Annotated in this window: 9 protein-coding genes; 8 read left to right on the forward strand and 1 reads right to left on the reverse strand. The window is 63.2% G+C overall.

Features of this window, described 5'->3' with window-relative positions; all coding sequences use genetic code 11:
- The first annotated feature begins 44 nt into the window (after positions 1-44).
- From ACN50D_RS26105 to ACN50D_RS26140, 8 genes are all read left to right on the forward strand, one after another.
- Positions 45-233, forward strand: coding sequence for a hypothetical protein (locus tag ACN50D_RS26105; RefSeq protein WP_003945217.1), 189 nt, complete (start codon positions 45-47; stop codon positions 231-233).
- Positions 234-351: 118 nt separating this feature from the next.
- The gene (locus tag ACN50D_RS26110) at positions 352-2910 is read left to right on the forward strand and encodes a bifunctional FO biosynthesis protein CofGH (protein ID WP_003945208.1); all 2559 of its coding nucleotides are present in this window, start codon (positions 352-354) and stop codon (positions 2908-2910) included.
- Positions 2910-3668: a hypothetical protein gene (locus tag ACN50D_RS26115; protein WP_042926350.1), complete on the forward strand. Its 759-nt coding sequence runs from the start codon at positions 2910-2912 to the stop codon at positions 3666-3668. The genes ACN50D_RS26110 and ACN50D_RS26115 overlap by 1 nt, the downstream gene beginning before the upstream one ends.
- A 146-nt stretch (positions 3669-3814) precedes the next feature.
- A complete protein-coding gene (gene fdxA, locus ACN50D_RS26120; protein ID WP_003945248.1) occupies positions 3815-4138 on the forward strand; it encodes a ferredoxin in 324 nt (107 codons plus the stop codon).
- Between the two features lie 5 nt (positions 4139-4143).
- Positions 4144-5247 carry a succinyldiaminopimelate transaminase gene (gene dapC, locus ACN50D_RS26125; protein WP_030536219.1) on the forward strand — a complete coding sequence of 368 codons (1104 nt, stop codon included), beginning with the start codon at positions 4144-4146 and terminating at the stop codon, positions 5245-5247.
- Between the two features lie 64 nt (positions 5248-5311).
- Positions 5312-5992 (forward strand): rhomboid family intramembrane serine protease, encoded by a 681-nt coding sequence (locus tag ACN50D_RS26130; protein ID WP_064113470.1) that lies wholly within the window; start codon positions 5312-5314, stop codon positions 5990-5992.
- A gap of 12 nt (positions 5993-6004) precedes the next feature.
- Positions 6005-7417, forward strand: a complete 1413-nt coding sequence (locus ACN50D_RS26135; RefSeq protein ID WP_007726254.1) for an acyl-CoA synthetase — start codon at positions 6005-6007, stop codon at positions 7415-7417.
- 212 nt (positions 7418-7629) lie between these two features.
- Positions 7630-9231: a substrate-binding and VWA domain-containing protein gene (locus ACN50D_RS26140; protein ID WP_007726253.1), complete on the forward strand. Its 1602-nt coding sequence runs from the start codon at positions 7630-7632 to the stop codon at positions 9229-9231.
- On the opposite strand, the gene ACN50D_RS26145 is transcribed toward ACN50D_RS26140, so the two are convergent.
- Positions 9228-10448 (reverse strand): HNH endonuclease, encoded by a 1221-nt coding sequence (locus ACN50D_RS26145; RefSeq protein WP_230691683.1) that lies wholly within the window; start codon positions 10446-10448, stop codon positions 9228-9230. The genes ACN50D_RS26140 and ACN50D_RS26145 overlap by 4 nt on opposite strands.
- Positions 10449-10668: the final 220 nt, after the last annotated feature.

Here is a 10668-nt window from a genome sequence, read left to right on the forward strand (position 1 = left end):
ATCGGCCCTATCGTGGAGTGTGGCGACCGCGAAGGGAGCACGTGATGACCGAACAAGATGCGACATTCGACCCGGAGGCTCCGGAATCAGATGCGCTCGAACAATCGACACCCGTAGATCCGAACGCCCCTGAAGAACCCGATCTGACCGACATTCCGCTCGACGCGCCAGTGGCTGACGTCGTGGATCAACGAGTCGAGGTTGCGGTCGACGACGACTACCGGCCGTCGTGATCGAGGCGGTGTCGGGGCGGTGAGGCCTCCTACTTCTGGCACCGGGTGGCACTAGTCGTCCCACATGGCGCATGATCGCTAGGTGAACCGAACTGGTGATGACTCCGGCAAACCCACCATGCTTCCGATGCCAGGTATTTCCGCGTCCGCCTCGTCCAGTCCGTCGCCCGGCCCGTCAGCGTCGGCGATGCGGCGAGTTCTCCGTCGTGCACGCGACGGAGCGACCCTGAACGTCGACGAGGCGGCAACGCTGCTGCAGGCACGGGGAACCGATCTGACCGATCTGTGTTCTTCGGCGGCCAAGGTTCGCGATGCCGGTCTGCTGGCAGCGGGTCGGCCGAACACCGTGACGTATTCGCGGAAAGTTTTCATTCCGCTGACCCGTCTGTGCCAGGACAAGTGCCACTACTGCACATTCGTCACGGTGCCAGGGAAGCTGCGTGCCGCTGGGCACGGCATGTTCCTGGAACCGGACGAGGTTTTGGACATTGCCAGGGCAGGCGCCGAATTGGGCTGCAAGGAAGCGTTGTTCACGCTGGGGGATCGCCCCGAGGCTCGCTGGCCGGAAGCCAAGCAATGGCTGGACGAACGCGGCTACGACTCCACCCTCGACTACGTGCGAGCGATGTCGATCCGGGTACTCGAGGAGACAGGCCTGCTCCCACACCTCAATCCCGGTGTGATGAGCTGGCAGGAACTCTCGCGGCTCAAGCCCGTTGCGCCGTCGATGGGCATGATGCTCGAGACGACCGCTACCCGGCTGTTCACCGACAAGGGTGAGTGCCACTACGGCAGCCCGGACAAGGACCCGGCGGTTCGGCTACGCACCCTGACCGACGCAGGCCGACTGAACATCCCCTTCACCACGGGAATTCTTGTGGGCATCGGGGAGAACTTCCTCGAACGTGCCGAGTCGATCATGGCGATACGCAAGTCGCAGAAGGCGTTCGGCCACATCCAGGAAGTGATCATTCAGAACTTCCTGGCCAAGCCCGATACCGCGATGCGCAATACGCCTGATGCTGGACTCGACGAGTTTCTCGCGGCCATCGCCGTCGCACGCCTGCTGCTCGGGCCGACGATGCGGATCCAGAGTCCGCCGAATCTCGTCTCGAACAGCGAGTGCCTCGCGCTGCTCGGCGCAGGCGTGGACGACTGGGGCGGGGTATCACCGTTGACCCCCGATCACGTCAACCCCGAGCGTCCCTGGCCGAATCTCGAGACCTTGGCCGAGATCAGCGCCGAGGGCGGCTTCACGCTGACCGAACGCACTGCGGCTCAGCCGGCATATGTCCTGGCCGGGGCTCCGTGGATCGATCCGCGTATTGCGGGTCACGTGCAGGCGCTGGCGGATCCCAAGACCGGTCTCGCCTTGCCCGACACCAAGCCGGTGGGTCGGCCGTGGCAGGAACCGGACGAGTCGTGGGAATCGAGCGGACGCGTCGATCTCAATACCGAGATCGACACGGACGGGCGCAACACCGAGACCCGCAGTGACCTGGGCAGTGCGTTCGGCGACTGGGAGACCGTGCGCGAACAGGTTCTCGAGCTCAGTGCTCCGATTCGCGTCGACACCGATCTGCTGGCTGCGCTCCGCAGTGCCGAACGCGACCCGGCCGGATGTTCCGACGACGAGTACCTGGCCCTCGCCACGGCGGAGGGCCCGGGCCTGGAAGCCGTTGTGGCACTGGCGGATGCGCTGCGCAAGGATGCCGTCGGCGAGGACGTCACCTACGTGGTGAACCGGAACATCAACTTCACCAACATCTGCTACACGGGCTGCCGATTCTGTGCGTTCGCGCAGCGCAAGGGTGACGCCGACGCGTTCACGCTGTCGGCAGAGCAGGTCGCCGACCGTGCGTGGGAAGCGCACGTCGCCGGCGCAACCGAGGTGTGCATGCAGGGCGGTATCGATCCGGAACTTCCCGTCACCGGTTACGCCGACCTGGTCCGGGCCGTCAAGAAGCGCGTGCCGTCGATGCACGTCCACGCGTTCTCTCCGATGGAGATCGTGAACGGTGCATCGCGCAGTGGTGAGAGCATCAGGGATTGGCTGACGGCCCTTCGTGAGGCGGGCCTGGACACCATTCCCGGTACGGCAGCGGAGATCCTCGACGACGAGGTGCGCTGGATCCTCACCAAGGGCAAACTGCCGACGGCGGAATGGATCGAAGTGGTCACCACGGCCCACGAGGTGGGGCTGCGGTCGAGTTCGACGATGATGTACGGGCATGTCGATCAGCCGCACCATTGGGTCGGGCACCTGAACGTTCTTCGCGGAATCCAGGACCGTACAGGCGGATTCACGGAGTTCGTGCTGCTGCCGTTCGTTCACCAGAGCGCGCCCCTGTACCTGGCGGGCGCTTCACGGCCAGGGCCGACCAATCGGGACAACCGCGCTGCGCACGCGTTGGCACGCATCATGCTGCACGGCCGCATACCCAATATCCAGACCAGCTGGGTCAAACTTGGCATCACCGGAACGCAGATGATGCTCAACGGCGGCGCCAACGACCTCGGCGGAACGCTGATGGAAGAGACGATCTCGCGGATGGCCGGCTCCGAACACGGTTCCGAGAAGACCGTCGCAGAACTGCGCGCCATCGCCGAGGGAATCGGACGTCCGGCACGCGAACGAACCACCACACATGCACGACGCGAAGGAGCGATTGCCTGATGGCTGACGTACTGGGGGACCGCAAGGTCGTCGAGGTTCTCGATCGAGCGGTGTGGGGGATCAACCCGGTTCTCGACCTCGCCTACAGCGATCCGCTCGGTATCAAACGTCGGACGTTCGAGCCGACCGATCCCGAGCGAAACGCTGCTGCGATGGTGTTGGACGCGGCCGCTTGGGTCCTCGACGTCGTCAAGTTCCCCGGGACGGCGGCGTGGTCGGTGATGACCGACGAGCAGCGCTCGAAGTGGTGGACGACCCGGTTGGGTGCACTCAACACCGTCGCCGTCGCGTTTCCCGGCATCTTCGGCGTCCTCCTCAATCGGTTGCCGATCCAGGACCTGCTGGCCTTCGCGAATCAGGCCGTTGTGCTCGTTGCGGTTGCCCGTGAACACGGAGTGACCGAACGGGATCAGCAGGTGGACCTCCTGGCGTCGGTGCTGTGCCGGCGTGAGACGAAGTCTCGAGAGCTTCTCACCGGAGAAGACTTCGCCGAGAAATCAGCCGGCGGCGCCGACGAGACCTGGCGCCCGTTCGCGCTCATCGGAATGTTGTGGCGCACGTCCAAGACTTTTCGTGCCATCACGGACGAGTTGCACAAGCGGCCGTCGCGGACAAAACCGTACGAGATCATCGGCAAGATTCCGGTGGTCGGCGTCGTGGCGGATTACCTCGGTGAGCGGGGCGCACTGGTACGCGCGGCCGCTCTGGGGGAGAAGTGGATCGCGATTCGGTCGAGGAACTTCACCGCAGTAGGCTGAAATGTGTTACCCCCGCCTGCTCAGAGTCGGTCGGCAGGGGGATAATAGGCTGTTCCCGCGGTACGTGAGAGTCGTATCGGATTTTCGGCCCCTTGCAACTGCGTGTTGCGGCGGCGATGCACGACAGGAAGGCAGGGAGATCGGCAGTGACCTACACGATTGCTGAACCGTGTGTAGATGTGATGGACAAGGCGTGCATCGAAGAATGCCCTGTCGACTGCATCTACGAGGGTGGACGCATGCTTTACATCCACCCCGACGAGTGTGTCGACTGCGGCGCGTGTGAGCCTGTCTGTCCCGTCGAAGCCATCTTCTACGAAGACGACGTCCCGGACCAGTGGAACGCGTACATCAGCACCAACGTCGATTTCTTCGACGATCTCGGCTCACCGGGTGGAGCGGCCAAGCTCGGCAAGGTCGACTACGACACGCCGTTCATCAAGGCGCTGCCTCCCATGGGTGAGGAATAGAGATCTTGTCTCGTACTCCGGTGGCCGCTGGGCTTCCTGATTTTCCGTGGGATTCGCTCGCCGATGTCACGGCGAAGGCGCACTCTCATCCCGACGGCATCGTGAACCTGTCCGTGGGGACGCCGGTGGATCCGGTGGACCCGGTGATTCAGGAGGCTCTGGCCTCTGTTGCCGAGGTGCCCGGATACCCGACGACTCATGGCACGCTCGCGCTTCGCGAGGCCGTGGCGGAGTCACTGGATCGCCGCTACAACATTCCCGACGTCGATCCGGCAGCGGTGCTGCCGGCCATCGGTACCAAGGAAATGATCGCGTGGCTGCCGAAATTGCTCGGTCTCGGAGCCGGCGATCTGGTGGTCATTCCGGAGTTGGCGTACCCGACGTACGAGGTCGCAGCGAAACTGGCAGGTGCTCGTGTCCTGCGCGCCGACGGCTTGAACAAGCTCGGTCCCGAGTCGGCGGCGATGATCTTCGTGAACTCGCCCTCGAATCCCACCGGCAAGGTGCTCGGCCTCGAGCACTTGCAGAAGGTCGTGGCCTGGGCGCGCGAGCGCGGCGCCATCGTCGTCTCCGACGAGTGCTACCTCGGATTGACGTGGGAAGCCGATGCGCTCTCCATTCTCGATCCTCGTGTCAACGACGGTGATCTGACCGGTTTGCTTGCGGTCCACTCACTTTCGAAGACGTCCAATCTCGCGAGCTATCGCGCCGGGTTCGTCACCGGTGATCCGGCTCTCGTGTCGGAACTGCTCGAGGTGCGCAAGCATGCGGGCATGATCCTGCCGCTACCGATCCAGGCGGCGATGACCGCAGCCTTGGGCGACGACCAACACGAGAACATCCAGCGCGAGCGGTACCGCGAGCGTCGTAGTGTGTTGATCGAAGCTGTTCGAGGCGCCGGATTCACCGTCGACAATTCCGAGGCAGGTCTGTACCTCTGGGCGACGCGCGGCGAGGAATGTCGAGCGACGGTCAGTTGGTTCGCCGATCGTGGGATCCTCGTTGCCCCCGGTGAGTTCTACGGACCGAGCGGGAGAAAGCACGTTCGGATCGCTCTCACCGCTACAGACGAACGAATCGCCGCGGCAGCAAAGCGCCTCTCCGCCTGAACCGTGTGCTTTCGCGGGTGTCAGGTTCCCTGATGTCGGTATCGGTCCGATGTAAGGTCGCGCTGTGACCACCTCAGGGACCGGCGGCTTGGACGCGGTACTGATTGTCGCCGTCGTTGTTGCCTCGATCGCGCTGATGCTCGCGTGGCTGAAGGATCGTCGAATACTCGGAGACCTACCTCTTTCGGCCGTTGTGCTTTGGCTCGTGGTGGCAGTGCCGTCAATTTTGCAGGCGCTGATGCCGGGACTGTTGGACATGTTTCGCCGTGATCCCACGTTGATCCGCGACGGTCAGTGGTGGCGGATCCTGACGTCGGTGTTCGTCCAGGACGGCGGCCTTGCCGGGACGGTTGCCAACCTTCTCACGTTGGCAGTGGTGGCGCCGCCTGCTTTTCGGCTCTGGGGCGCCGCACGCGGTTGGGCACTCTTCCTGCTCGGTCAACTGTTGTTCGGTTTGCTCACCACCGCAGTCTTCCCGTCGACCGGCGCAGGCAACTCCGGTGCCACGCTTGCTCTGGCAGCGGCGGCCGCGGGCATCGGCGTTCTGGTGCGCCCGCGAATGCCTGAGATTGTTCTGACGGTCGTGATTGTCGTCGGCGGCGCAACATTGGTGACGGTCGACGACGCACACGGATTCGCGGTGCTTTCCGGGGCGCTCTTGGGGGCTGCGCTGGTGACGCTGTTCCCTCCGCACTCGATGGACGCGCGTCGGGCAGGAGAAAGTTTGCGACCATCCGCGCTGTGAGATGCTGTCGTGGTGCTGCTGAGATCCTTGAACCCCCTTGCTGTTGCCCGCGGTGACGACCTCGACGACGCCGTGACGATCGGTGACACGGTTCTCTCGCGGAGTGCCATTCTCGGTGCCGCGACCTCGGTCGCGGAGCGAGTGGCGCAGGCCGATCGGGTTGCCGTATTGGCAACTCCCACAGCAAAAACGATTCTCGCCGTCGTCGGGGCGTTGATTGCCGGCGTCACCGTTGTGCCGGTCCCGCCGGACTCGGGGAAGGCTGAGCGAGAGCACATTCTGCGTGACTCCGGTGCCCAGGCGTGGCTCGGCGAAACGGACGACCACTGCGAAGGTCTGCCCGTGGTTCCCGTCCGATTGCACGCTCGCTCGTGGCACAGCTATCCCGAACCGGCACCGCAGTCCACAGCATTCGTCCTGTACACGTCCGGAACTACCGGCCCACCGAAGGGCGTTCTGCTCAGTCGCTCGGCTATCGCAGCCGGGCTCGACGCGCTCGCCGAGGCCTGGGACTGGACGTGGCGAGACACCCTCGTACACGGGCTTCCGCTCTTCCACGTGCACGGACTGATTCTCGGAATCCTCGGCCCCCTCCGGATCGGCAGCCGGGTGATCCACACCGTCAAGCCGACGCCGGAAAACTACGCAAGGGCCAAAGGCTCCCTCTACTTCGGTGTCCCCACCGTCTGGTCGCGTATCGCCGAAGACGAAGAAGCTGCCCGCGCGTTGTCCGGTGCCCGACTTCTGGTCTCCGGTAGTGCGCCGCTTCCCGTGCCTGTCTTCGAAAAGCTGCGGGAGCGAACAGGATTGACGCCCATCGAGCGTTACGGCATGAGTGAGACGATGCTGACCCTGAGCACGCGTTTCGACGGCGAGCGACGCCCGGGGTGGGTCGGCGTGCCGCTGCGCGGAGTCGAGACTCGTCTTCGTGACGAGAAGGGCAACGATGTGCCGCACGACGGCGAGAGTATCGGCGGCCTACAGGTACGTGGGCCGATGCTTTTCGACGGCTACTTGAACCGTCCGGACGCAACCGCCGAGTCCTGGACGGAGGACGGCTACTTCAAGACCGGTGACGTCGCCGTCATCGACGAGGGTGGGTTCCACCGAATCGTCGGCCGCGAATCCATCGACTTGATCAAATCCGGTGGATTCAGAGTCGGCGCCGGCGAGATCGAGACCGCCATCCTCGGGCACCCTTCGGTGTCCGAAGTTGCGGTGATCGGTGTCCCCGACGCCGATCTGGGGCAACGGATCATCGCCGTCGTAGTCCGTAAGCCCGGGACTCCCGAGGTCACCGAAGCCGAATTGGTCGAGTTGGTGGGGGCGGAGTTGTCGGCGCACAAGCGTCCCCGTGAGGTTCGATTTGCCGAGACTCTGCCACGTAACGCGATGGGCAAGGTTCAGAAGCGTGAGCTGCTCTAGCAGGTCAGTTTGCTGAAAAGTCGCTGCGACGCTTGAAGGTTCGTGAATTCGGCCGGCCTGTCCCGAAATGTGGGCTCGCCGGTTCTCCGACGATTCAGCGCTAGTTGGAATTTCTGTGTTCTTGGCTACACTACCGCCCGGTAGGGACAGTTCCAGTCGCGCGCATACCGTCGGTATGCCTGAGTGCGAGTGGCCTCGGAAGGGCAGATTTCATGGCGGGCGGACGGCATTCGAGTCCTGACAGCGGGCGGTCGATCGGGTTCTACGCAGTGGGTGGGTTGGTTGCCGTCGCGGTAGTCGCCACCGGGGTGGTGGTCTTCAAGGCAACACAGTCCGATTCCTGCGAGAGCGTCGACGAGTACTCGCTGGCAGCGGATCCTGCGATCGCGCCGGCAGTCACGGAGATCCTCGCAGAATCGTCGCCGGAGCAGACAGGCTGTTCACGGATCACGGTCACCTCTGCGCTGCCCGGGGACGTTGCGGGAACTTTGGGTAAGGGCGTGGACGCTCCGGACATGTGGATACCGGATTCGACAGCGTGGGTGGGCAAAGCTGCATTGACGGCCAAAGGGCCGGTCGCTGCCGCCGGCGGTTCGATCGCCACCTCGCCTGTCGTACTTGCCTCCGGCGGTGGCGAACAGTTTGCCAGTTGGCTCACGGCGCTACAGGTTCCCGATCTGGCGTTGGGCAATCCGTTGTTCACAGGGGTTGCGTCGGCGCCCATTCTCGGAGCTCTCGCGGAAACCGGGGCCACCTCCGAATCCGTTCGAGCGGCACTCGTACCCCATGCGCAAGCGGAGAGTGTTCGTACCGAAGATCAGCCGGTAGGACAGAAGATGCTCACCGAATTGGTCAGCTCCGGAAAGGTCGGTGTTTCGACCGAGCAACAGGTCGTCGAGTTCACGAAGGCCGAGTCGAAGATTTCCGCGACAGTACCGGCGACGGGAACCATGATCATGGATTACCCCCTGGTGGTCAGTGCTTCGGCACCGGACCGGCACTACGCCGCAGCCAAGAAGAGTGACGCCATCGCCGAGCTGTTGCACAGTGAATCTGCTCAGGAAGTGCTGACGCGCAGCGGGTTCCGTACTTCCGGCGGTGGAGCCGTCGAAGGTGGAGTCGGTGACGTCACGGCACTGACCGTGTCCGAACAGTCGGTGGCCGATCAGACACTGGGCGCTTGGGCTCTGATGGCCAAGCCGATCCGGACACTCGTTGCGATCGACGTGTCTGCGTCGATGGACTACCCGGCGGCAGGCGGCAAGACGCGCATGCAGTTGACCACTGCTGCTGCTCTGGCCGGCAATCAGGTCTTCCCAGACAGCGTCGCTGCCGGTCTCTGGGCGTTTTCCCAAGGTATGAACGGAACCCAGGACTTCCAGGAATTGGTGCCGATCAGGCGCTACGACACGATCGTCGACGGTGTGACTCAACGAAAGTTGATGGCAGATCAGGCGAACCGGCTCACCGAACTCAAACGTGGCGCCACAGGTTTGTACGACACGACGCTGGCCGCATTCCGTAAGGTTCAGGAATCGTACGATCCGCGAGCAGTCAACAGCGTCATCATCTTGACCGACGGCGCAAACGAAGATCCTGACAGCATCAGCCGTGAACAGTTGCTCGATGTACTTGCACGCGAGCAGGATCCGGCGCGTCCGGTCATCATCGTCACCATCGGCATCACCGATGACGCAGACGCGGCGGCGCTCGCCGATATCTCCCGCGTGACGGGCGGTTCGACGTACATCGCTCGTGACCCCTCGGAGATTTCCGAGGTGTTCGTGAACGCATTGGCTCACCGAGGAACTTAGGCCGCATCCGGACTGGTCCAGGGTGCCGGAAGTGGCGGAGCCTCAGACGAATACCGGTGCCCGGTAGGTGTCGTTGTGGTGAAGGTGTGCCGGTTACCTGGTACAGGTTCGGCAGTCCAGTCCGAGCCCTGTTTCGCGTAATTGCATGCCGCACACAACCCGGCACCGTTGGCTGCGCTGGTGAGGCCACCCCTCGAGTGATCGCGAATGTGGTCGCGGTGGCGAACCGGCGCGTCGCACCACGGAGTACGGCAGCTTCGATCACGGAGTTCGATCAATCGCGCCAACCCCTTCGGGAAGGTTCTCGCCGTGGATTCCATTGCGGTCAGTGCGCCCGTATCGGGGCGTGCGTAGAGCTTTCGGAGCGTTGCCACCGTTTCGGAGTCTTCGCTGGCCTTGGTGATCCATTCGCGTGCAATAGCGGCTGGTACAGGTCCGTACCCGTGGACGTACGCCGGGTCGGAATTTTCGCCCAACAATGACTGGTCGGAGACAACCAGATTCACGGTGACGGGTGTCGGTGTGGCGCGGCCGATTCCGGTAACTCGCTCGACCAGGAGATCAGCCATGATTTGCGCTCGGGTGCGCTTGTCCCCGCCGGCAAGTACGGAATCTGCGTCGCGCCTGAGCGTGGCGTGCACGGCGATACCTTCGGCCACGGGAAGAAATACATTGAGCCAGCACATCGTGTCGGGCGCAGGCCGTGACGTCACTCGTCTGTCTCCCACGGCTTTGCGTGCTCGTCTGGCAACACTGTCGGAGTCTATTTCGGCAGTGCGTGCGCGGATTCTTTGTGTCAGTTGGTGGTTGCCGCATCCGTCCAAGATTGCAGCGTCGCAGCAGAACTCGCGATCCAATGTAGCGCGATCCTGGGCGGTGAGACATGAAGTCTCGCGCATGAGGATCGTCGCTTGATGCTCACTGATGGAGCCGTCGACGAGTAGTCGAAGTGTGTGAGGCATCTCGTCGTTCAGTGCGCGGGCCAGGTTCAGATGCTGAGTTCCGAACCAAGCCGACTCTCGCCGTGCGAGGGCAATCTGCGCGTTGATTCCACGGCCTTGGTATGCGCGCGGCACTCCCCGTTCGCCGCGGTCGTTGCGGGTGAACGCGTCGAGATCGGCAGCCAGCAATGCCTGGGCACCAGCGCAACTGGCCTTCAACTCTTCCAAAGCGCGCAGAAGATCCACGCGTGCTGCGTTGTCGATGGATCGATCCATGCTGACGAGTGATGCTCGGAATTGTCCGATGGTCTCTTCGGATATCGCCTGTTTGGATATGGCCTGTTCAGATACTTGCGTCGTCACTTTTACCCCCCGGTAGTGTCGAACATACATTCGATACTAGCCTCGACAGCGAACGGACGCAACGCCTTTCTCCGTTGGCGTCTGAAAGTTCCGACAGTTCGGTTTTCATGGTTGACTGGTCCTCATGATCGAG

The sequence above is a fragment of the Rhodococcus sp. SB1D genome (assembly GCF_048573875.1).
GTDB lineage: Bacteria > Actinomycetota > Actinomycetes > Mycobacteriales > Mycobacteriaceae > Rhodococcus_F > Rhodococcus_F qingshengii.

What these genes read in the sequence shown, in the direction of transcription:
- ACN50D_RS26140 (WP_007726253.1), top strand. Translation starts at nt 7,630, where the DNA reads ATGGCGGGCGGACGGCATTCGAGTCCTGACAGCGGGCGGTCGATCGGG.
- ACN50D_RS26105 (WP_003945217.1), top strand. Translation starts at nt 45, where the DNA reads ATGACCGAACAAGATGCGACATTCGACCCGGAGGCTCCGGAATCAGAT.
- ACN50D_RS26110 (WP_003945208.1), top strand. Translation starts at nt 352, where the DNA reads ATGCTTCCGATGCCAGGTATTTCCGCGTCCGCCTCGTCCAGTCCGTCG.
- ACN50D_RS26115 (WP_042926350.1), top strand. Translation starts at nt 2,910, where the DNA reads ATGGCTGACGTACTGGGGGACCGCAAGGTCGTCGAGGTTCTCGATCGA.
- ACN50D_RS26145 (WP_230691683.1), bottom strand. Translation starts at nt 10,448, where the DNA reads ATGGATCGATCCATCGACAACGCAGCACGCGTGGATCTTCTGCGCGCT.